Origin of the sequence: Agrobacterium sp. SOY23, assembly GCF_027212525.1 — a bacterium.
Taxonomy (GTDB): Bacteria; Pseudomonadota; Alphaproteobacteria; order Rhizobiales; family Rhizobiaceae; genus Agrobacterium; species Agrobacterium tumefaciens_I.
In genome coordinates this window covers 585,641-607,588 of sequence record NZ_JAPWDT010000004.1, presented here as the reverse complement: position 1 = coordinate 607,588, position 21,948 = coordinate 585,641, and the positions used below count along the sequence as shown (strand labels likewise).

Below are 21,948 nucleotides of genomic sequence, written 5' to 3'. Positions count from 1 at the left end.
TGTGCTGGATTTCGAGCATGAGGACGAGGTTCTCGCCCGCGCCAATGCCACCGAATTCGGGCTGGCCGGCGGTGTCTTCACCGCCGATCTCGCCCGCGCCCACCGCGTCGTGGATCGGCTGGAGGCGGGTACGCTGTGGATCAATACCTATAACCTCTGCCCGGTGGAAATCCCCTTCGGCGGCTCCAAACAATCCGGTTTTGGCCGGGAGAATTCAGCGGCGGCGCTGGAGCATTTTAGCGAGCTGAAGACGGTTTATGTGAGCACGGGGAAGGTGGACGCGCCTTATTGATGGTTGTTGGGTGGGGCTTACCCCCCTCTGCCCTGCCGGGCATCTCCCCCTCAAGGGGGGGAGATCGATATGCGGCGAGGGTCGCGCCCATCTCAAGGTCAGAGAATGAAGTGGCGGTAGCGCCTCTTGCCGATCTCCCCCCTTGAGGGGGAGATGCCCGGCAGGGCAGAGGGGGGTAGCCCACCCGCCGACAGTCAATCGGAACAACCGCTCATCGGAGAGCACAAATCATGCAAGCAGATTACGTCATCGTCGGTTCGGGTTCCGCGGGCTCCGCCATCGCTTATCGCCTGTCGGAAGACGGTCGTTATTCTGTCATCGTCATCGAGGCTGGCGGTTCCGATTTCGGCCCCTTCATCCAGATGCCGGCGGCACTTGCCTGGCCGATGAGCATGAAGCGCTACAATTGGGGTTATCTTTCCGAGCCTGAGCCCAATCTCGACAACCGCCGCATCACCGCCCCGCGCGGCAAGGTCATCGGCGGCTCGTCCTCCATCAATGGCCTCGTTTATGTGCGCGGCCATGCCGAAGATTTCAATCGCTGGGAGGAGCTTGGCGCGCATGGCTGGGCTTATGCGGATGTGCTGCCTTATTTCAAGCGCATGGAGCATAGCCATGGCGGCGAAGAGGGCTGGCGCGGCACGGATGGGCCGCTGCATGTGCAGCGCGGGCCGGTCAACAATCCGCTGTTTCACGCCTTCATTCAGGCGGGCGCGCAGGCCGGTTTCGAACTGACGGATGACTATAACGGCTCCAAGCAGGAGGGTTTCGGCCTGATGGAGCAGACCATCCACCATGGCCGTCGCTGGTCTGCCGCCAATGCCTATCTGAAACCCGCACTGAAACGCGGCAACGTCACGCTGGTCAGCGGTTTCGCCCGCAGGATCGTCATCGAGAATGGCCGTGCCGTGGGCGTCGAGATCGAGCGTAAGGGCGTGGTGGAAACCATCAAGGCCGGTCGCGAGGTTATCGTTTCCGCCTCCTCCTTCAATTCGCCGAAACTGCTGATGCTCTCGGGCATCGGGCCTGCCGCCCATCTGCAAAAAATGGGTATCGAGGTAAAGGCGGATCGCCCCGGCGTGGGTGCAAATCTTCAGGACCATATGGAGTTTTATTTCCAGCAGGTCTCCACCAAGCCGGTCTCGCTCTATTCATGGCTGCCCTGGTTCTGGCAGGGCGTGGCGGGCGCGCAATGGCTGCTGTCGAAAGGCGGGCTCGGCGCCTCCAACCAGTTCGAGGCCTGCGCCTTCCTGCGCTCCGCACCCGGGCTGAAGCAGCCAGATATCCAGTATCATTTCCTGCCGGTCGCCATATCCTATGACGGCAAGGCGGCTGCGAAAAGTCATGGTTTTCAGGTGCATGTCGGTTACAACCTGTCGAAATCGCGCGGCAACGTCACCCTTCGCTCGGCCGATCCGAAGGACGATCCGGTTATCCGCTTTAACTATATGAGCCATCCGGAAGACTGGGAGAAATTCCGCCATTGCGTGCGCCTGACCCGTGAAATCTTCAGCCAGAAGGCCTTTGACGATTTTCGTGGCCCGGAAATCCAGCCGGGTGAAAAGGTGGAAACGGACGAGCAGATCGACGCCTTTTTGCGGGAGCATCTGGAAAGCGCCTATCACCCCTGCGGCACCTGCCGCATGGGTGACCGAAACGACCCGCTGGCCGTTGTCGACCCCGAATGCCGGGTGATCGGCGTCGAAGGATTGAGGGTTGCCGACAGCTCGATCTTCCCGCATGTGACCTATGGCAACCTCAACGGCCCGTCGATCATGACGGGCGAAAAGGCGGCGGATCACATACTCGGCAAAACCCCGTTGCCGCGCTCCAATCAGGAGCCGTGGGTGAACCCGCGCGCGGCCGTCAGCGATCGATAAGGATCAGTGGTAGTCATCCTCGCGCTGGTGGCGGTTCGGGGCTGTCGATGCCGAAATAACCGAGCCCCGGTATCTTCACGCCGGGCCGGATGAAATCGATGCCCGCGACCAGACCGAGGAAATTGATCTCGAAGCCGCTGCGCGCGCCTGCCGAAATGCCGAACAGCCCGCCGAGCGACAGGCTCGCATCCTTCCAGTCATCGGCGATGTGGTAAAAGGCGCCGTTGGGCAGATAATCGCGGCCCACCGCATCGGGCGGCAGCACCGCGCCCAGTTCCGGCACGCTGCGCAGCACATGCGCAACGAAGGTGTTGGAGTTGGGGCCGGGATAGATGCGGTAGCCGCCCGGTTGCCCGTAGGGATAATCGGCAATGGCTTTCTCGATTTTCGGAATGAGCCTTTCCGCTTCCGCGCCGTGAATGGCCACGACCTCGCGCGGCATGTTGGAATACCAGTAGGCGTCCGCGGCATAGCCGTTGCGGCGGATCGGCATGCCCCAGCCCACCTTGTCATAACGGTCATAAGCTTTCGCACCCGGCTTTTTCAGCACGATCCAGGCATGGCTGGCGACGGAGCCCTTGAAGCCGCCGGTCATGGCGGAAAAGACGTAAACCGCCGCCTGACCATCGGCGCTGGCTGCCGGCAAAGTGCCGGACGAGGACCAGCGGGCGTCACGCCAGCCCTGCGGATGTTCCCGCATGGCCCACAGACCGGCCGACGCCAGTGCGGGAAGCAAATAGACAACGGCAATCGCCAGCAGCAGACGTTTTGCAAATTTCACGAACAGCCCCGTGCATCGAAAAATCAATTGCGGTATCAACGGCATAAAATCAGAATTTTTTGAGGCTGTGAAAATGAACAATTCCGTTACCGTCGAAGTCACCCGTGGCAATCTCGTTGAAAGTCGCCATCAGGGCCTTGCGGTGGTGGTGGATGGTGATGGCGGCGTGCTGTTTTCGGCGGGCGATATCGAACGCGGCGTTTTCCCGCGTTCCGCCTGCAAGGCCATGCAGGCACTGCCACTGGTGGAAAGTGGCGCGGCGGATGCCTATGGTTTCGGCAACCGCGAACTGGCGCTTGCCTGCTCCTCCCATTCCGGCGAGGACGCGCATGTGGAACTCGCCGCCGCCATGCTTGCAAAAGCCGGCCGCAATGTAGAGACGCTGGAATGCGGCGCGCATTGGTCTTCCGACCAGAAGACCATCATTCACCAGGCCCGCACGCTGGAAAAGCCGACGGCGCTTCACAATAATTGCTCCGGCAAACATTCCGGCTTCATCTGCGCCTGCTGCCACACGGGCACCGACCCCAAGGGTTACGTCGGTTTCGACCATCCCCTTCAGAGGCAGATCCGCGCCACCATGGCAAGCCTGACGGGGGCGGCGCTCGGCCACGACAATTGCGGCGTGGATGGTTGCTCCATTCCCACTTATGCCGTGCCGCTCAAGGGGCTGGCCCATGGTTTTGCCAGGATGGCGACGGGCAGGGGCCTTGAAGCGGGCCGCGCCACAGCTTCGCGCCGTCTCATCGAGGCCTGCATGGCCGAACCCTTTTACGTGGCGGGCACCGGCCGCACCTGCACCAGGCTGATGGAGATCGCGCCGGGCAAGATTTTTGCCAAGACCGGCGCGGAAGGCGTCTTCGTGGCCGCCCTGCCGGAAAAGGGCATCGCGATGGCGGTGAAATGCGAAGACGGAACGGCGCGTGCGGCAGAAGCGATGGTTTCGGCACTGCTCGCCCGGTATTTCGATGAAGGCAGCGCCGAGCAGCAGGCGCTGAGCGGCATGGCCAACCGGCAGATGCGCAACTGGAACGGCATCCATGTCGGCGATATCCGCGTCGTCGGCGCTTAAATAACCTTTGACGCGGCCGGTTGCCGGCACGATGATGGCTTGCCCCTGCGCGTCATGGCTGCCTCAAGGCCGCCAGCGAGGGCCGGCGTCCGCGTGAGGAACAGGCGGGCGCCCTCATTGCTTTGGAGGTTGCATATCCATGTTCACACTGTTTTTCTCCCCCGGTTCCTGCTCCCGCGCCAGCCATATCGTGCTTGAGGAATCCGGTCTGCCTTACAAGGCCCAGCGCGTCAATTTCGCGGAGGGCGAGCAACGCTCCGAGGCATTCCTGAAGATCAATCCGAAAGGCCGCGTGCCGGCACTGGCCACAGCGAGTGGGGTGCTGACGGAGACGCCTGCCATCCTCGCCTTCATCGCCCAGATGGCGCCGGAGAAGAAGCTCGCGCCACTCGATGATCCCTTCGAATTCGCGCTGATGCAGTCGTTCAACGCCTTCATTTCCTCCACCGTGCATGTCGCCCACGCCCATGGCCGTCGCGGCAGCCGCTGGGCGAATGAGGACAGCTCGCTTGCGGATATGAAGGCCAAGGTGCCGCAAAATATGGGGGATTGTTTCGAACTGATCGAGCACGGCATGCTGCACGGCCCCTGGGTTCTGGGCACGGCCTATTCAGTGGCCGATCCCTATCTTTTCGTCATGTCCGGCTGGCTGGAAAGCGATGGCGTAGACATTGCCCGTTTTCCCAAGGTGCACGACCATTTCCGCCGCATGAACGACCGCCCGGCGGTGCAGCGGGCGTTGGCGGGGGAGAGGGGCTGAAAGGCTCAGTATTTCCGTCATGCCGGATCAGGTCCGGCATGACGAAAGGAAAGGGGGCTTGACGATCAAGCCGCCTCGGCGGTCCGGCTGTCCCACATGGACTTGAACGCCGTGCGCGCCTGGCAGCGAGCGAGCCAGGCTTTCAGCGCCGGATGCGCATCGAACAGCGACGTGTGACCCTGCGCGTAACGAACGATTTCCGCGGCATTGAGGTCGGCCACGGTGAAGCGGTCTCCCACCAGATAATCATGGGTAGCGAGATGCTGCTCCAGCACCCGGAAGGGGCGCTTCAGCAGGCGCCCGGCGACATCGATCACCGCCTTGCCGGCATCGCTTTCCGACAGGCCTTCGGCGATGGCGGAGGAAATCTTCAGCGAATTGGTCTCGATTTCGGTGGCGGCGAAGAAAGACCATTGCAGCATCGCCGCATCTTCCTTCAGGTCGACCGGGGCAAGCGGCCCGCCATATTTGCGGGCGAGATAGAGATTGATGGCCATGGATTCGTAAAGCACCATGCCGTCATCCTCGATGCAGGGAATGGTGCCCATCGGGTTGATGGCGAGAAAGGCGGGAGACAGCGTGTTGAGCGGCGCATCGGCTGCCAGCGGGTCGGCAAGGCGGCGGGCCTGGATGACCGGCACATGCTTGAATTCTATGCCCAGTTCTCCCGCCAGCCACAGCGTGCGCGTGGCGCGGGAACGGTAAACACCGTAAATCGTCAACATCGACATTACCCCTTCAACCTGTTCGATGCCGGCACGTTACGGTCTCGTCGTTTTAAAGTGAAGTTGCAGATCGCCGGGTCACTCATGATTTTTTCTGATCCGTGAAGACGTCCGCATCCGGCGAGAGCCGGCATTCGAAACGGTCGATGAACCGTTCGAACAGGCGGGCGAATGTCTCCACATCCTCCGCCGGCCAGCCATCCATCACGTCCTCGATGACGCTCATCTTGGTTCGGCGCATTTCCTGCAGCAGGCCGGTGCCGAGCGGCGTGATCTCGACGATGCTGCGGCGGCCATCCTCCTGGGAAACGCCACGTTTCAGCAACCCGCGCCCCACCATATCAGCCACCACCCGGCTGCCGCGCGAAGGGTCGATGCGCATGCCCTCGGCAATCGCACCGACGGTGACATCGCCTTCCGCACGGCGCAGAATGTCGAGCACGTCGATATGGGAGAGTTCAAGACCCGGAGCGATCTTGGCAAGCGCCATGCGGCCGATGATGCGGCGGCCGATCATGATGCGCATGCGCGTCATCGTATTGCCGATCCGCTTGATGTCGTCGGGCAAATCTTCGTTCCAGTCTTCCTCAGTCGCCACGCTTCGCCGTTCCTTTCCTGCCAGTCGGTGATCACATTTAGCGTCATTAGCACAGATGTCAAAAACTTGCCATTGACATATATGTGCTGATAGCACACAAATTGCCGCAGCAAAATCGCCGGAACTCAACGAGATTTTTCATGGATATGTCCACCGCCCCCGTGGCGCCGCTTGTGTCGGATCACCGGCGCAGGCTCATCGTCTTTCTGTTTCTGATGCTGGCCATGTTCATGGCCACCCTCGACAACCAGATCGTCTCGACAGCGCTTCCCACCATCGTCGGTGAATTCGGCGCGCTGGAGCGCTTCGGCTGGATCGGCTCGGCCTATCTTCTGGCGACCAGCGCGGTCATGCCGGTCTATGGCAAGCTCGGTGATCTGTTCGGCCGCAAATATGTGATGATCGCGGCGGTCGTCATCTTCACGCTCGGTTCGCTCGCCTGCGGTCTCGCCTGGTCGATGGATTCGCTGATTGCGGCCCGTGTCCTGCAGGGGCTGGGCGGCGGCGGCATCATGGTGTCGATTTTCTCCGTTAATGCGGATCTGTTCGAACCGCGTGAACGCGCCCGTTACCAGAGCTATTCCAGCCTCACCATCATGGCATCCGGCAGCGTCGGACCCATCCTCGGCGGCACGATGAGCGATCTCTTCGGCTGGCGCTCGATCTTTCTCATCAACCTGCCGCTCGGCCTCATCGTCATCACCGGCCTTGCGCTGTTGCTGCCCTATCGCCGGCCGGCCCGCCAGCCGAAGATCGATTATCTCGGCGCTGTGCTGCTGGCGGCCACCATCGCCAGCGTGGTATTCTGGGCCGATAGCAGCGAATTGTTCGGCTCGCTGATCGCCGGCCCCAGCCTCGGCATCATCGCCTTCGCCGTCATTGCCGCCTTCCTGTGGGTGCAGGTGGAGCGCCGCGCGCCGGAACCGGTCGTGCCGCTCAGGCTCTTCAAGGACAGCACCTTTCCGCTGTTGATGATCGTCTCGCTGACGAGCGGCGGTATCGGCATCGGCATGGTCAATTATTACGCCCTGTTCCTGCAGACCACGACCGGGCTTTCGCCCTCCCACGCCGGCCTGTTCTTCATCGCCGTCACCGGCGGCATCGTCATGGGCTCGCTTTCGGCGGGACGGTTGATCTCGATCACCGGCGTCTACAAGCCCTTCTCGGTGGCCGGCCTCACCATCAATGTCATCGCCATGCTGGCCTTCACGCAGATGCATGCCGGAACGCCGCTTTGGCTGATCGCGGTACTGATGCTGGCGCAGGGTTTCGCCGTTGGCCTCGGCCAGCAGGCGCCGATCATCGGTGTGCAGAATTCCGCTCCCAAGGCGGATATCGGTGCGGCAAGCGGTGCGGTGACGCTGACCCGCATGGGTGGTGCTGCCATTGCCATTTCGGTCTATGGCGCCATCGTCTCATCGAGCCTGAAAGGTGTCGCGGTCGATATTCCCGGCGTCGGCAAGATCGAGGAACTGACACCGAAAATGCTCGCCGAACTGCCCGCCGCCTCCCAGGCCGCCGTCGCCTCGCTTTATTCGGATGCGTTTACGCCGCTGTTCTTCGCCGCTGCCGCCACCGCCGCCATCGGCCTTGCCGCAGCGCTGATGCTGAAACCGGTGCGCCTGCCGGCGGCGGTTGAGGCGAAGCCGGCGGAAGCGGCGGGGGAGTAGCGTGGCAGCAAACGTTGTCACCTTTGTTTCTCGCTGAGACCTCTCCTCCGTCATACCGGCTCAAGGCCGGAATGGCGGAATCTCTCCAAAAAACAAAAACACGTTCACTGGAAATATAAGGCCCGTTCCGCGTTAACATCGAAAATCTCTCGATTCGCGCGGGCGGCCTTATCTCAATGAATATGAAGCCGGAACAGCTTTTGAATTCCACGCCGAAGGGCCTTTATTGCCCGGCGGGTGACTTTTACATCGATCCCGTGCGCCCGGTGGCGCGGGCGCTCATCACCCATGGCCATTCCGATCACGCACGCGCCGGCCATGGTGCGGTGCTGGCCACGCGCCAGACGCTCGATATCATGCGCATTCGGTATGGCGAGGATTTCTGCGGCAGCGAGCAGGCGGTTGCCTTCGGCGAGACGGTGGTGGTGAATGGGGTCACCGTCGGTTTCCATCCGGCCGGCCATGTCCTGGGCTCCGCACAGATTTCCGTTGAAATGAACGGTCTGCGCATTGTTGCCTCCGGCGATTACAAGCGCGGCATCGACCCCACCTGCACGCCTTTCGAGACGGTGCCCTGCGATGTCTTTATCACCGAGGCCACCTTCGGCCTGCCGGTGTTTCACCATCCGCTGCCGCGTTTGGAAATCGGCAAGCTGCTCACCTCCATCCGGCAGTTTCCCGAACGCACCCATCTGGTCGGAGCCTATTCGCTCGGAAAGGCGCAGCGCGTCATCCGGCTTTTGCGCGACAATGGTTATGCCGACCCAATCTACATCCACGGCGCGCTGGCGCGGCTTTGCGATTATTATGTTTCGCAGGGCATCGATCTCGGCGATCTCAGGCCCGCGACGCTTGAGAAAAGCGATCCTGCCGATTTCAGGGGCGCCATCGTCATCGGCCCGCCTTCGGCCTTTCAGGAGCGCTGGGCGCGGCGCTTCAACGAACCGCTGATCGCCTTTGCCTCCGGCTGGATGATGGTGCGGCAACGCGCCAGGCAGGGTGGCGTGGAACTGCCGCTGGTGATCTCCGACCATTGCGATTGGCCGGAACTCCTGGAGACCATCAGGGAAATCGGCCCGCAGGCCGTCTGGGTGACGCATGGCCGCGAAGAGGCGCTGGTGCGCTGGTGCGAATTGCAGGGCATCGCCGCCAAGCCGCTGCATCTCGTGGGTTACGAGGATGAGGGGGATTGAGATGAAAGCCTTCGCCACGCTTCTCGACCGCCTCGTTCTCACCCCATCCCGCAATGGCAAGCTGAAGCTGCTGACCGATTATTTCCGCGATACGCCCGATCCCGACCGGGGTTACGGGCTGGCGGTAATTGCCGGCACGCTGGACCTGAAGAGCGTCAAGCCGGCCCTGTTGCGCGAGCTGGTGCTGGAGCGCATGGATGAGGTGCTGTTCCGTTATTCCTATGATTATGTCGGCGATCTGGCCGAGACCATCTCGCTGGTCTGGGGCAATATCGGCGGCGCGGATGACGCCGAGGCACAGGATCCGCGCCTTGGCGAGGTAGTAACGCTGATGAATTCGCTCGGCCGCACCGAGGTGCGCGGTGCGGTGCGCGATCTGCTCGACCGGCTGGATACGTCTTCGCGTTTCGCCTTCCTCAAACTCGCCACCGGCAGCCTGCGCATCGGTGTTTCGGCAAGGCTGGCGCGGCAGGCGCTGGCGGATTTTGCCGGCAAGGACATCACTGAAATCGAAACCCTCTGGCACGGCCTGACGCCGCCCTATCGGTCTCTCTTTGCCTGGCTTGAGGGCAAGTCGGACCGGCCGGTGCTGGCGACGCCCGCCATCTTCCATTCGGTGATGCTGGCGACGCCGGTGGCCGAAGGCGATCTTGATGCGCTCGACCCCGCCGATTATGCGGCGGAGTGGAAATGGGACGGCATTCGCGTGCAATTGTCCCGCTCAGGCGCCACGCGCAAACTTTATTCCCGCTCCGGCGACGATATTTCCGGTGCCTTTCCCGATGTTCTGGAAGCGATCGATTTCGAAGGCGTGATGGATGGCGAATTGCTGATCGGCGGCACTGCGCGCTCCAACAATCTCACCCGCACCTTCTCGGATTTGCAGCAGCGGCTGAACCGCAAGACGGTGACGGCAAAGATGCTGGATGACTATCCGGCCTTCATTCGCGCCTATGACCTGCTGTTCGATGGCGAGAGCGACATTCGCGCGCAGAACTATCTGCAACGCCGCGGCCGGTTGTCGGATATCATCGAGCACGCCCCGCATGATCGCTTCGACCTCTCGCCGTTGATCGGCTTTTCCAGCTGGGCCGAGCTCGACGCGCTGCGCGCCGCCCCGCCCGATCCGGTGATCGAGGGGGTGATGATCAAGCGCCGTGACAGCACCTATCAGGCCGGGCGCGCCAAGGGACCGTGGTTCAAGTGGAAACGCGATCCCTACAATATCGATGCGGTGATGATGTATGCGCAGCGCGGCCATGGCAAAAGATCGAGCTATTATTCCGATTTCACCTTCGGTGTATGGGCGGAAGGTGAGGATGGCGAACAGCTCGTGCCAGTGGGCAAGGCCTATTTCGGTTTCACCGATGCGGAACTCGAAGTGCTGGACAAGTTCGTGCGCGACAATACGGTCGAGCGTTTCGGCCCGGTGCGGGCGGTGCGCGCCACGCCGGATTTCGGTTTCGTGCTGGAAGTGGCCTTTGAAGGTATCAACCGCTCCAACCGCCACAAATCCGGCGTCGCCATGCGGTTTCCGCGCATTGCGAGGTTGCGCGCCGACAAGCTGCCGGCCGAGGCGGACCGGCTCTCGACGCTGGTGGCGCTGATCGACGGCGCGGAAGGGTAGGGTGGCCGTCCAGAAATTGCCATGAAGGCTGCGAATACATTGTTGTCCTTCGCGAATCCGTGATTGGACAGCCTCCCGCCGCAGTGCTGAACTGCAACCACAATCATCCCGTCAGGTGCACCCATGGTAGAAAAACGCTTTCTTTCCTCAGCCTTCGGACAGGAAGAGAGCGGCATGATTTCCCCGAGCCTGACGCGGCGCAGCCTGCTGGCCGGCGCCATGGGCCTGTCTGCGGCCGCGCTTCTGCCGCCGGGTGCAAAAGCCTCCATTGCCGCGCCGGAGGTTCTGCCGCTGGAACGGCAGGATTATGCGGAGGCGCGGCGGCATTTTCACACCCATCTGTTGCGCAAGATGGCCGCGCCGGAAAAATCCTCAGCGCTCGGCACGCCGCCCGGTGCGGATCGTGTCACCTATCCCGGCGGGCCGGATGGCTCCATCGAGCTCGTGGCCTGGCTTTCCCGCTACCAGCCTTCCAAAACGCCAAGACCGGCGGTGCTTTTCCTTCACGGCGGTAATGCCACGGGGGATGGCCATTGGGCGATGATGAAACCCTATTGGGAAGCGGGCTTTGTCGTGCTCCTGCCATCCTTCCGGGGCGAGAACGGCCAGAACGGTAATTATTCCGGCTTCTACGATGAGACGGCGGATGCGCTGGCGGCTGCGACCTATCTGGAAAGCCTGCCCGGCATCGACAGGAATCGATTCTTCATCGCCGGCCATTCCAACGGCGGCACGTTGACGCTTCTGGCCGCCATGAGCCGCAAATTCCGCGCCGCCACGCCCATCTCCGCCGGCGTCAACTCATGGCGTTATTTCAATCGCTATACCGACGAGATCTGTTTCGACGAAACCGACGAGCGCGAATTCATCATGCGCTCCTCCGTCTGTTTCGGCCCCAGCCTCAAATGTCCGGCGCTGCTTTTGCGCGGCACGGAGGAGCGGCCCTTCGACGCCGATCACCAGCTTTTCGTGGATCGCGCCCTGACATCCGGGTTCAAGGTCGACAAAAAACTGCTGCCCGGCACGCATAATGGCGTTGTTCCGGGCGCGGTGGCGGAAAGCATCCGCTTTTTCAATCAATTCACTTGAGAAGTCTAGTGCCGACCTCATCCCCGTGGGACCGGGGATGAGGTGACGGAGTTTTTATGCCTTTTGGCAACCGTCAGGCGCTCTTCTTGAAGTAACCGAGCAGCCGCATGGCATTGGCGGTCACCAGAACCGTGGCACCCGTATCGGCGAAGACGGCGAGCCACAGGCCGGAAACGCCGGTGACGGTCGTGACCAGGAACACCGCCTTCAGGCCGAGCGCGATCGTCACGTTCTGGCGGATGTTGCTCATGGTGGCGCGCGACAGGCCGATGAGGCGGGCGGCATCGCCGACATTGTTGCGCATCAGCGCCGCATCCGCCGCTTCCATTGCCACGTCGGTGCCGGAGCCGATGGCAACGCCGACGCTGGCCGCCGCAAGGGCCGGCGCGTCGTTGATGCCGTCGCCCACCATCACCACGGTCTTCTTTTCGGCGAGCTTGCGGATTTCCTCGACCTTGTTCTGCGGCAGCAATTCGCCGCGCGCCTCAAGGCCCAGCTTGTTGCCGATTGCCTTCGCCGTGCGGGCATTGTCGCCCGACAGCATCAGCGAGGAGATGCCCATATCCTTCAGTGCCTTGACGCCTTCCGCCGCATCCTTGCGCGGCTCGTCGCGCATGGCGAACAGACCGCTTGCTTCACCGCCGGCCATCACGACAGCCACCGTCTTGCCTTCGCTCTCCAGCTTGGCGATGCGATCGGACAGGTCCTTCGAAACGTTGCCGACTTCAGTGGCAAAGCGCGGTGCGCCGATGAAGAGGCGCTTGCCGCCGACATTGCCCTGCATGCCGCGTCCGGAAATCGCCTTGATCTCGGAGCCGGGCAGGGGCTTCACGCCCAGCTTTTCGGCGTGGTTGACGATGGCGCGCGCCAGCGGATGGCTCGATTCATGTTCGATGGTCGCGGCCTGCGCAATCAGCTCGGCCTCGTTGCCGTCAAGCGCCACCACGTCAGTGACCACGGGTTCGCCGAGTGTCAGCGTGCCGGTCTTGTCAAAGGCGACAGTCTCGGTGCGTGCCAGCATCTCGATGACCGCGCCACCCTTCACCAGCATGCCGTGGCGTGCCGCAGCCGAAAGGCTGGAGGCGATGGCCGCGGGAACCGAGATGACCAAGGCGCAGGGGCAACCGATCAGGAGCAGGGCGAGACCGCGATAAATCCAGGTATCCCAGTCCCCAAGGCCGGCGAGCGGCGGCACGATGATCGTCAGCACCGAGATCGCCACGATCAGCGGCATGTAATAACGCGAGAAGCTCTGGATGAAGCGTTCCGTCGGGGCGCGGGCATCCTGCGCTTCTTCGACAAGCGTGATGATGCGGGCAATGGTGTTGTCTTCCGGCGCGCGGTCGACACGGATGCGCAGCGAGCCGTCATGGTTGATCGACCCGGCAAAGACGCGAGCGCCCTTTTCCTTGGCGACGGGAATGCTTTCACCGGTCATCGGCGATTCATCGACGCTGGACTGACCTTCCATGACAACGCCATCGGCGGCGATGCGGTCGCCGGGGCGTGCCACGACCACCTGGCCGATGCGCACCTGATCGGCGGCGATCTGCCGAAGCGAGCCGTTTTCCTCCACCAGCGCCGTTTTCGGCAGCAGCGAACCGAGCGCCTTGATGCCGGAGCGTGCGCGGGCGGCCGCGAACCCTTCCAGCAATTCGCCGACGGAGAACAGCAGCACGACGATGGCCGCCTCTTCCGCCTCACCGATGATGATCGCGCCGATGGCGGCAATCGTCATCAGCATCTCGATGGTGAAGACCGCGCCGAAACGAGCGGCGTTGAAGGCATTCCTCGCGATCGGGAAAAGCGTGACCAGTGTGGCGACGATGAAGGCATAGCTGCCCCATGCCGGGAAGGTGAGTTCCGCCGCATAGGCAATGGCGACCAGAATGGTGCCGGTGAAGGTGTTGCGCGCCTTTGCGGTGCGCCACCATGCGCCTTTTTCATCCGCGCCATGGGCATGGCCTATCTCGGCGCCCTGGCTTGCGGCGGCAGGTGTAGCAGCGTGTGAGTGGCCCGCATGGTCGTGGCCGGAATGATCGTGACCTGAATGATCATGGCCGGCGTGATCGTGGTCATGCCCCTTGCAGGACTGGTGATCGTGTCCCGAATGGTCATGCGCCGCGTGGTCGTGCCCTGAATGGTCATGGTCTGAATGATCATGCCCGGAATGGTCATGATCGTGGTGATGGCCGCCGCATGTCGCGTGGTCATGCTCGTGATTCTGCTCCGGCGCCTTTTCGCGCGTGGCCTTTTCCTGCGGCAGCAGAGCGGGCTTGAAGCCGAGCTTGCGCAGCGTGTCTTCGATCTTTTCGACCGGGGTTTTGTTTTCGGCCAGCGAGAGGTTCAGCCTTTCGCGGGCCACGGATACCTTGACGTCGCCAACGCCGGGCAGGCGGGAAAGCGCGGTTTCGATCTTGGCGGCACAGCTGCCGCAATCCATGCCGCCGACCGAGAAGATCAGCGCATTGTTCTTTTCAGCGACTGTTTCAGCCTCGTCGTGATGATGGCCGCCGCAGGAGGAGTGATCGTGATGATCGGCCTCCGGCTTTGCTTGGGGAGCTTTGTCGCGCGGCAGGAGGGCGGGTTTGAAGCCGAGCTTGCGCAGCGTATCCTCGATCTTTTCGACCGAGGTTTTCTGTTCGGCCACGGAGAGGTTCAGCCTTTCGCGGGCGACCGACACCTTGACGTCTGCAACGCCGGGCAGGCGGGAAAGCGCGGTTTCGATCTTCGCCGCACAGCTGCCGCAATCCATGCCGCCGACCGTGAAGGTCAACTCCTCCGATGTCCCATTCAAACTGCCACGTGTCGAAATATTCATGGTTCTCGCTCCTGAATTCCAGTCGACAGCCAATCTGGCACCTCTAGCAACTAGAGCTTCAAGAGGAAAAATGCGGTTTTCCGATTTTTTTTGAAAAACCCGACGCCAGCTTCGCGCCAGCCGCGCGGTTCATCATGCCGGCAGATTGGATTCCATGAAGCGGTTCAGATGATAGCACTCCTTTTGAAAAACGGTCGCCGGGCGGCCTCTCTGGTGGGCCTTGCGGTTCTGCCGCTCCTGAGCGGCTGCCTTTTCGTGACGGATACGACCCGGATGGACCCGGATGTCTTCGTCAGGGAAACGGCGCCGGTCTTCAATTTCAACTCCGTCAGCTCCAATCGCCAGCCGGAACTGCCGCCGCAGCCGGGTCAGCTTTCGACACGCCCGCCGGATCTGTTCAGAACCCGTTTCCATCAGGAATACGGCCCGCCGGTGCGCGGGCAGGGGCTGCAAGCCCCGCAGGTGCAGGGGTCTAACAACGCATCGCAGCCGCAGGGCCAGACGATGGCCTATGGCCTGCCTGTCTCCAACCCGCTGCACCGGGTCATGTATGGCCCGATCCGCGACGAGGACCGCTCGTTGCCGGCCATTCCCTATGGTCGTATCGATCCGCGTTATCTCAGGCAGGAAGTCAGCTACCAGACGGCGGAGGCGCCGGGCACCATCGTGGTCGATACCAGGCAGCATTTTCTCTATCTCGTGCAGTCCGGCGGCAAGGCGATCCGTTACGGCGTCGGGCTCGGGCGTGATGGTTATGCCTGGTCGGGCCGCGGCAAGATCCAGTGGAAGGCGAAATGGCCGCGCTGGACGCCGCCCGATGAAATGGTCAAGCGTCAACCGGAACTCGCCTCCATCTCCGCCGCCAATGGTGGCATGACGCCGGGTCTCAACAACCCGCTCGGGGCACGTGCGCTTTATATCTTCAAGGATGGCAAGGATACGCTTTACCGCGTCCATGGCACGCCGGACTGGCAGTCCGTTGGCAAAGCGACGTCCTCCGGCTGCGTACGCATGCTCAATCAGGATGTGATCGATCTCTACGAACGGGTGCCGCAGGGCGCGCAGATTGTGGTTATCTGACCACGTTCTAAAAGAAAGAGATGCGGGCGCGGTTCCGCCAGCGCCTTGTGACTCGCTTTTAGCGGTCGGTTAACTATTTTCGCAATACGCATGACACGGAACAAATGACGTACAACGGCGATCTAGCCGTTCGAAATGTGGGACAAACCGGCCTTATGACAAGCACCGACACAGATCTTTCCAGACGCACCTTCCTTTCCCTCCTCGGCCTCTCTTCCGCTTCGCTTCTCGCAGGCTGTGCCTCCTCGGGCACGGGAGACGCCATCCGCCAGCAGGCAAGCGCCATCGGCAGCGATTTCCGGCAGATGTTCTCGCCGGGCGTCAGCGATGCGGAACTGGCCGTCATGTACGGTTCGGTTGAAGATGGCGGTTACGTCATTCCCGCTGTGCCCTACCAGAAAATCGACCGCCGTTATTACCGCCAGCGGGTTGTCGACCCGACCGGCGAGCGCCCCGGCACCGTTGTCGTCGATACGCGCTCGCGCTTCCTTTACGTGGTGGAGCAGGGCGGCAGCGCCATGCGCTACGGCGTCGGCATCGGCCGCGATGGTTTCGCCTGGTCGGGCGAAGGTGTCATCCAGTGGCGCCAGAAATGGCCGAAGTGGACCCCGCCGGACGAAATGGTCGCCCGCCAGCCGGAACTGGTCAAATATTCCTCCAAGAACGGCGGCATGCCGCCGGGCCTGAAGAACCCGCTCGGCGCCCGCGCGCTCTATATCTTCCAGAACGGCAAGGACACGCTTTACCGCCTGCACGGCTCGCCGGAATGGAACTCCATCGGCAAGGCCGTCTCCTCCGGCTGCGTGCGCCTGATGAACCAGGACGTCATCGACCTCTACGACCGCGTGCCGCAGAAGGCGCGTGTGGTGGTGTGGCAGTAAGCCGAAAATTCTTCGCATAAAAAGGCGGCCTCCGGCCGCCTTTCGTTTATGGGGACCTGCCCCACATACTCGGCGTCATCCTCGGGCTCGTCCCGAGAATCTAGTCGCGTCGTATTTAATCGATGCGTTGCAGATGCTCGGGACAGGCCCGAGCATGACGGAAGTGAGATTCTCAGCCCTTGTAGTTTTGCGGGGACTACGGCCTGGAGAGGCCTTCCTTCAGCGCATTCACCTGATCGCGCAGCTGCGCCAGTTCTTCCAGCCCGCAGCCGGTGGCGCCGCCGATTGCGGCCATGATCTTCACGCCCTCTTTCTTGAGGTCGGCGCCCTTTGGGGTCAGCGCCACCAGCACCTGCCGCTCGTCCACCGTGCCGCGCTTGCGGGTGATGAGCCCGGCATGTTCGAGCCTCTTGAGAAGAGGGGAAAGCGTGCCCGAATCGAGACCCAGCATTTCGCCGAGCGCCTTGACGGTGGAAGTCTCCTTTTCCCACAGCGCCATCATGACGAGATATTGCGGATAGGTGAGCCCGATCGGGTCCAGCAGCGGTTTATAGGCGCGGGTAAAGGCATGCGCCGCGCCGTAAAGGGCAAAACATATCTGCTGGTCCAGCCTCAACAGGCTTTCCATTGTCTTCTCGTTGCCCTCTGCGCCCATTGTCCTGCTCCAAAATCAACCGGGAAGGGAACAATCAGCCCCCGCTTTCGGTTCCTGCCGCATGGATGCGCGGCGAAATTTCGTGAAAATTATCGCAAAAAACAATTTCGCATTCAACGTACAAAATTATATTGCGCACAATTGAATTGTTCGCTATAAGAACGTCAACACCAACCCGAAGGAGTAAATGCCATGCCCATTCTCTACACGACCAAAGCATCCGCCACCGGTGGCCGCGCTGGCAACGCCAAGTCGGAAGACGGCGTTCTCGACGTAACGCTCACCGTTCCGAAGGAACTGGGCGGCGATGGCGCCCGTGGCACCAATCCGGAGCAGCTTTTCGCGGCCGGTTATTCCGCCTGCTTCCTCGGCGCGCTGAAATTCGTTGCCGGCAAGGAAAAGGTAAAGATTCCTGAAGACACCACTGTGACGGCAACCGTCGGCATCGGCCCGCGCGAAGACGGCGGCGGTTTCGGCATCGAAGTGTCGCTGAAGGCCAATATTCCGGGCGTTGAGCGCGAAGTCGCCGAAAAGCTGGTTGCTGCCGCACACATCGTCTGCCCCTATAGCCACGCCATGCGCACCTCCACGGAAGTGCCGGTCTCGGTGGCCTGATAAAGCGGTTACGCGCTGGATTGTCACTCTTGGGGCCGGGTTCATCCCGGCCTTCTTGTTTAGAGAAAGAAATATGCTATATTCTTTCCAAGGAAAGGATATGCGCCATGAATATTCACGCCAAGACCGCCATGGATCCCGCATCGCAGGGCAGGGTCGTCACCAAGGCCGTCATCGCCGCCGCCGAGCGGCTGGGCCTGAATGCTGCCCGCACGGCCGATATTCTGGGTGTCTCCGCGCCAACCGTGTCGCGCATGAAGCGGCTCGATTTCCTCCTGGAGCCGGGCGCCAAGTCCTTCGAGCTTGCGGTGTTGCTCATCCGGGTTTTCCGCTCGCTGGATGCGATTACCGGCGGCGATGAGGCGGTGGCCAAAAACTGGCTGCGCAATCACAATACGGCGCTTGATGCCGTGCCTGCCGAAAGGCTCACCACCATTACCGGATTGATCGATGTCCTCTCCTATCTGGACGCCCGACGCGCTCCTGTCTGAAAAACGCGCCGCATCGGGAAAATACTGGCGGCTGGTGGAAGCGCAGCATCAGGTTTCCACCATGAAGCTGGTGGATACGGTGGAGGAGCAATCCCTGCTGGAAGATATTCTGGAGACGAGCAAAAGGCCGTTTCCGCCGGAATGCGCCGGTTTCGATTATCTTCTCGCCACGCCTTTCCGATATGGCGCCGCTTATCCGCATGGTTCGCGTTTCCGCCGCGCGGGTTATACCGAAGGCGTTTATTATGCCGCCGCGAAGGTGGAAACGGCGCTCGCCGAAATGGCCTTTTACCGGCTGCTGTTTTATGCCGAATCGCCCGGTACGCCGCTGCCGGCCAATCCCGCCGATTATTCCGCCTTTGCCGCCCGTATCGCCACCGATGCGGCGCTTGACCTCACGCAACCCAGACTGAACCGCGACGAGGCACACTGGACCGATCTCACCAGTTACGAGCCATGCCAGGCGCTGGCCGAGCAGGCACGATTGGCCAAGGTGGAGGCGATCCTCTACCGGTCGGTGCGCGATCCCGCCGCTGGCCTCAACATCGCGATCCTTTCTCCCAAAGCCTTTGCCGAAAAAATACCGGTGGAACGCATGAGCTGGCGCATCCGCCTGTCGAAGACGGGCGTGCAGGCATTGTGCGAATTTCCGATGCGCAGAACCGGTTTCGCGGTCTCGGATTTCGCCGACGATCCACGCCTCGCCAGCCTGCTGGGCTGACAAGGCGTTATTATCGGCAGTTTCATGCCGAGGCGAAAAACGCCTCGGGATCATCGACTTCCACCAGCTTGCGCTTTTCGATCAGCCAGAAGCGGGTTCCGACCGTCCGCACGAAACTCCGGTCGTGCGAGACAAGCACGCAGCTGGCCTCACGGCTGATGATTTCCGCCTCCAGCGTTTCCTGGCCATCTATATCAAGATGGTTGGTGGGTTCGTCCAGCAGGTAGAAATTCGGCTCCGCCAGCCGCAGTGCCAGCATGGCAAGCCGCGCCTTCTGTCCGCCGGACAACCTCGCGATGCGGCGTTTCTGCATTTCCATGTCGATGCCGGCGCCGGCGCCGGCGAGCAGGCCGTGGATGCGCTGGTCGCCAATGTCGAAACGGCGCGACAGCAGCGCCGCCGGCGTGCTGTCGTCGTCGATTGCGGCCAGCGACTGATCGACATATCCGGCCACCAGCGACGGCGTTGCCTTTATGCCGTCCTGTATCTGGCCGGCACCCGTCACCGCTGCCTGCAGCAGCGACATCAGCCGCGTCTTGCCGACGCCATTGCGGCCGAGAATGACGATGCGGTCGCCCTGGCGGATAAATTGCCGGCCGGTGCGAAACAGCACTGTTCCATCCGGCGTCGAGACCGGCACGTCCTCCAGCGTGATGAGAACCTTGGCATGGGTGCCGCGATTGGCGAGCTGGATCTTGCCGGCGGATCGCTCGATATGGGCGGGCCGCGCTTTATCCTCGATTTTTTCTGCACGCTCACGCAATTGCTTGGTCTTGATGGTCAGGAGATCGCTGCCGGAATTGATGCCGATATTGTTGAGCTTGGCCGCCTGCCGGCGCAATTGCTGCGCGGTTTTCATGTCGCGCTGGAAACGTCGCTCATCGGCGGCATCCTCCTCCTCCAAGGCTGCGCGCGCATGGCCATAGGGCAGGCGGAACAGCGCCGAGTTTTCCGGCCGCAGAAATAGCGTCGTCCGTGTGACGTTGTCGAGAAAGGCGCGGTCATGGCTGACGATGATGACGGCGGTATCGCGCGGCAATTCACCCAGCCAGCTTTCCAGCACGTTGATCTTTTCGAGGTCGAGATGGTTGGTCGGCTCGTCGAGCAACAGCACGTCAGGTTCGGTGATCCAGGCCTTGGCCAGCATGGCAAGCCTTTGCCAGCCGCCGCTCAGTTCTTTCAGGCGGCGCTCGCGGAACGGTTCGGGCACCAGCATGGCGTCGAAGATGATGTCGGCGCGCCAGCTTTCGCTGTCGATCGTGTCCGCCGGCAGGGCGGAAAGCACAGCGTCCCGCATCGTGTGGTCCATCAGCGCGGCGGGCAGATTCTGGTGGACGATCGACTGCGTCAGCCCGCGCAGCCGGGTCATGTCGCCGCTGGTGGGCTCCATGTCTCCCGCAAGGCAGTTGAGCAGGGTGGATTTGCCGCAGCCATTGGCGGCAACGATGCCGATGCGGTCTCCCGCATTCACGGTGAGGCTGAGATTGGAAAAAAGCGGCTTACCCAGAATGATTCCGAGGCTTCGAAGCGTGATGATGGTCATGAAGTCGTCTCTGGCAGGACGGACCCGTCAAGAACCATGGTCTGCCACAGGCAGTACCGGGTTTCGGTTCGTGGTGATCCGTCGTGAAAACATGCGCAATAGCAGACAAGCTGCATTCTGCGCGGCCTTTTAGGCAAACCAGAGTGTTGGTGTTCCGGTCAGCCCTGCAAACGTGTCCGCAGGGCAAAAAGGTGGCAGAGCTGACGATTGCGCCAGAAGCAGGAAATATCCATGCGAAGCCTCCTTTCTTGAAACGGGTTGAACTGCTCGACCAATACCAGCCACGGCTGTTCGTGACAACCATTTTGACGCGGGATAAAAGCCGGAAGATGCGGGAGGGGGCGGTGCGGCAAGTGCCTTCCCCAGGGCGGGGGAGGCGATGAAGGCCGCACCTCATCGGTTCATTCGGGTTTTGCTCTCAGCCGGAAGGGCCTATTGTTTGGCAACACGCGCGCGCAGCTCTTCCACATGCGCGGCGATTTCCGGTGTCACCGCCTCGCCGAAATCTTCCATCTCGAACATCGGGCGGATTTCGATCTCGCTCTTTTCCAGCATCGGGTTCGGGCAGCGTTTCACCCATTGCACCGCCTCGTCCATGTCCTTCACGTTCCAGATCCAGAAGCCGGCGACCAGTTCGTTGGTGTGCGGGAAGGGGCCGTCGATGACGGTGCGGCTGTCGCCGTCGAAAACAACCCTCTTGCCTTTGGAGGAGGGGTGCAGGCCGTCACCGGATTGCATGATGCCGGCATTGACCAGTTCCTCATTGAATTTGCCCATTGCCTCCATGAGTTCGGTGGTGGGCATGACGCCTTCTTCGCTGCTCTTGGTGGCTTTTACAAAAACGATTGCACGCATGATCATTCCTCCTTGATTTGCGCTTTCTTGGTAGTTTCGCTCCCGGGCACGACGGCCGGATGACATTGTTGCCGACAAAAGTGGCGCCATGCCGTCAATCCTGTCAGCCGAGGTCGATAAGGTCGCGGCGCAGCCGGTCGGGGTCGCCGCTGCCGATACGCGCTTCGACGTCGGCGTGAGTGTCCTGCCAGATGGGGAAGGCCGCAGCGAGAACGGCCATGCCGTCCGCCGTCAGCCGCAACCGCTTGCCGCGTTTGTCTTTCGGGTCCTGCTCAATGCTGACCAGCCCGCGCCGCTTCAGCGGCTTCAGCGCCGCCGTCAGCGTCGTGCGGTCCATGGCCAGAAGATGTGCGACCGGCCCCATCGGCGGCGGCTCCGGCCGGTTGAGCGACATCAGCAGCGAAAACTGGCCATTGTTGATGCCGATGGGTTTCAGCGCATTGTCGAACAGTCGCGCCAAAGCCCGCGCCGCACGCTGCGCATGCAGGCAGAGACAGGCGTCCCGCACGAAAAGAGTTGTCGAAAAAGGAATCACACCGGTGTTTGACATGGGATAAATATGTTGATATCAACCTAATTAGTCAAGCGGAACTTGATGC

At 61.7% G+C, this 21,948-nt stretch carries 21 protein-coding genes; 13 read left to right on the top strand and 8 right to left on the bottom strand.

The genetic code is table 11. From position 1 onward, the window contains the following. Positions 1-292: aldehyde dehydrogenase family protein (locus tag O3S81_RS15305; RefSeq protein ID WP_269344411.1), on the top strand; the 292-nt coding region annotated here is incomplete at its 5' end. 230 nt (positions 293-522) lie between these two features. Beyond that, the gene (gene betA, locus O3S81_RS15300) at positions 523-2,172 is read left to right on the top strand and encodes a choline dehydrogenase (RefSeq protein ID WP_269344410.1); all 1,650 of its coding nucleotides are present in this window, start codon (positions 523-525) and stop codon (positions 2,170-2,172) included. 13 nt (positions 2,173-2,185) lie between these two features. On the opposite strand, the gene O3S81_RS15295 is transcribed toward betA, so the two are convergent. Beyond that, positions 2,186-2,953, bottom strand: coding sequence for a DUF3750 domain-containing protein (locus O3S81_RS15295; RefSeq protein WP_269344409.1), 768 nt, complete (start codon positions 2,951-2,953; stop codon positions 2,186-2,188). Positions 2,954-3,026: 73 nt separating this feature from the next. Between O3S81_RS15295 and O3S81_RS15290 the strand changes: the two genes are divergently transcribed. Both O3S81_RS15290 and O3S81_RS15285 read left to right on the top strand, forming a co-directional pair. After that, a complete protein-coding gene (locus O3S81_RS15290) occupies positions 3,027-4,025 on the top strand; it encodes an asparaginase (RefSeq protein ID WP_269344407.1) in 999 nt (332 codons plus the stop codon). A 139-nt stretch (positions 4,026-4,164) separates the two neighbouring features. After that, a complete protein-coding gene (locus O3S81_RS15285; RefSeq protein WP_269344405.1) occupies positions 4,165-4,785 on the top strand; it encodes a glutathione S-transferase family protein in 621 nt (206 codons plus the stop codon). A gap of 65 nt (positions 4,786-4,850) precedes the next feature. On the opposite strand, the gene O3S81_RS15280 is transcribed toward O3S81_RS15285, so the two are convergent. Together O3S81_RS15280 and O3S81_RS15275 are read right to left on the bottom strand one after the other, a co-directional pair. After that, on the bottom strand, positions 4,851-5,510 hold the full coding sequence (locus O3S81_RS15280) for a glutathione S-transferase family protein (protein ID WP_269344403.1): 660 nt from the start codon (positions 5,508-5,510) through the stop codon (positions 4,851-4,853). Between the two features lie 82 nt (positions 5,511-5,592). Beyond that, entirely contained in the window at positions 5,593-6,108 is a 516-nt protein-coding gene (locus O3S81_RS15275; RefSeq protein ID WP_269344401.1) for a MarR family winged helix-turn-helix transcriptional regulator, read from the bottom strand. Between the two features lie 140 nt (positions 6,109-6,248). Between O3S81_RS15275 and O3S81_RS15270 the strand changes: the two genes are divergently transcribed. The 4 genes from O3S81_RS15270 (at position 6,249) to O3S81_RS15255 (ending at position 11,687) form a co-directional block, all read left to right on the top strand. Beyond that, entirely contained in the window at positions 6,249-7,778 is a 1,530-nt protein-coding gene (locus tag O3S81_RS15270) for an MDR family MFS transporter (protein ID WP_269344399.1), read from the top strand. Positions 7,779-7,960: 182 nt separating this feature from the next. Next, positions 7,961-8,971 carry a ligase-associated DNA damage response exonuclease gene (locus tag O3S81_RS15265; protein ID WP_269344465.1) on the top strand — a complete coding sequence of 337 codons (1,011 nt, stop codon included), beginning with the start codon at positions 7,961-7,963 and terminating at the stop codon, positions 8,969-8,971. Position 8,972: 1 nt separating this feature from the next. After that, entirely contained in the window at positions 8,973-10,598 is a 1,626-nt protein-coding gene (locus tag O3S81_RS15260) for a cisplatin damage response ATP-dependent DNA ligase (RefSeq protein ID WP_269344398.1), read from the top strand. Positions 10,599-10,721: 123 nt separating this feature from the next. Further along, complete coding sequence (locus O3S81_RS15255) at positions 10,722-11,687, top strand: alpha/beta hydrolase family protein (RefSeq protein ID WP_269344396.1); 966 nt, start codon at positions 10,722-10,724, stop codon at positions 11,685-11,687. Positions 11,688-11,760: 73 nt separating this feature from the next. On the opposite strand, the gene O3S81_RS15250 is transcribed toward O3S81_RS15255, so the two are convergent. Continuing rightward, positions 11,761-14,508, bottom strand: coding sequence for a heavy metal translocating P-type ATPase (locus tag O3S81_RS15250; protein ID WP_269344394.1), 2,748 nt, complete (start codon positions 14,506-14,508; stop codon positions 11,761-11,763). A 168-nt stretch (positions 14,509-14,676) separates the two neighbouring features. On the opposite strand from O3S81_RS15250, the gene O3S81_RS15245 reads away from it, so the two are divergent. After that, the gene (locus tag O3S81_RS15245; RefSeq protein WP_269344392.1) at positions 14,677-15,588 is read left to right on the top strand and encodes a L,D-transpeptidase; all 912 of its coding nucleotides are present in this window, start codon (positions 14,677-14,679) and stop codon (positions 15,586-15,588) included. 155 nt (positions 15,589-15,743) lie between these two features. Further along, positions 15,744-16,469, top strand: a complete 726-nt coding sequence (locus tag O3S81_RS15240) for a L,D-transpeptidase (protein WP_003509381.1) — start codon at positions 15,744-15,746, stop codon at positions 16,467-16,469. 196 nt (positions 16,470-16,665) lie between these two features. Here O3S81_RS15240 and O3S81_RS15235 read toward each other — a convergent pair whose 3' ends face one another. Continuing rightward, the gene (locus O3S81_RS15235) at positions 16,666-17,124 is read right to left on the bottom strand and encodes a MarR family winged helix-turn-helix transcriptional regulator (protein ID WP_269344388.1); all 459 of its coding nucleotides are present in this window, start codon (positions 17,122-17,124) and stop codon (positions 16,666-16,668) included. A 192-nt stretch (positions 17,125-17,316) separates the two neighbouring features. Here O3S81_RS15235 and O3S81_RS15230 point away from each other — a divergent pair, with 192 nt between their 5' ends. The 3 genes from O3S81_RS15230 to O3S81_RS15220 all read left to right on the top strand — a co-directional run bounded on the left by O3S81_RS15230 (position 17,317) and on the right by O3S81_RS15220 (position 18,951). Further along, entirely contained in the window at positions 17,317-17,739 is a 423-nt protein-coding gene (locus O3S81_RS15230) for an organic hydroperoxide resistance protein (RefSeq protein WP_003509379.1), read from the top strand. A 107-nt stretch (positions 17,740-17,846) separates the two neighbouring features. Further along, positions 17,847-18,230, top strand: a complete 384-nt coding sequence (locus tag O3S81_RS15225) for an MbcA/ParS/Xre antitoxin family protein (RefSeq protein WP_269344386.1) — start codon at positions 17,847-17,849, stop codon at positions 18,228-18,230. Next, on the top strand, positions 18,190-18,951 hold the full coding sequence (locus O3S81_RS15220) for an RES family NAD+ phosphorylase (protein WP_269344384.1): 762 nt from the start codon (positions 18,190-18,192) through the stop codon (positions 18,949-18,951). Before O3S81_RS15225 ends, O3S81_RS15220 begins: the two co-directional genes overlap by 41 nt. Before the next feature lie 22 nt (positions 18,952-18,973). Here the strand turns inward: O3S81_RS15220 and O3S81_RS15215 are convergent, their stop codons facing one another. The 3 genes from O3S81_RS15215 to O3S81_RS15205 all read right to left on the bottom strand — a co-directional run bounded on the left by O3S81_RS15215 (position 18,974) and on the right by O3S81_RS15205 (position 21,899). Beyond that, a complete protein-coding gene (locus tag O3S81_RS15215) occupies positions 18,974-20,494 on the bottom strand; it encodes an ABC-F family ATP-binding cassette domain-containing protein (RefSeq protein ID WP_269344382.1) in 1,521 nt (506 codons plus the stop codon). Between the two features lie 432 nt (positions 20,495-20,926). Beyond that, entirely contained in the window at positions 20,927-21,349 is a 423-nt protein-coding gene (locus tag O3S81_RS15210; protein WP_269344380.1) for a YciI family protein, read from the bottom strand. A 103-nt stretch (positions 21,350-21,452) separates the two neighbouring features. Continuing rightward, a complete protein-coding gene (locus tag O3S81_RS15205) occupies positions 21,453-21,899 on the bottom strand; it encodes a MarR family winged helix-turn-helix transcriptional regulator (RefSeq protein WP_269344378.1) in 447 nt (148 codons plus the stop codon). Positions 21,900-21,948 lie beyond the last annotated feature (49 nt).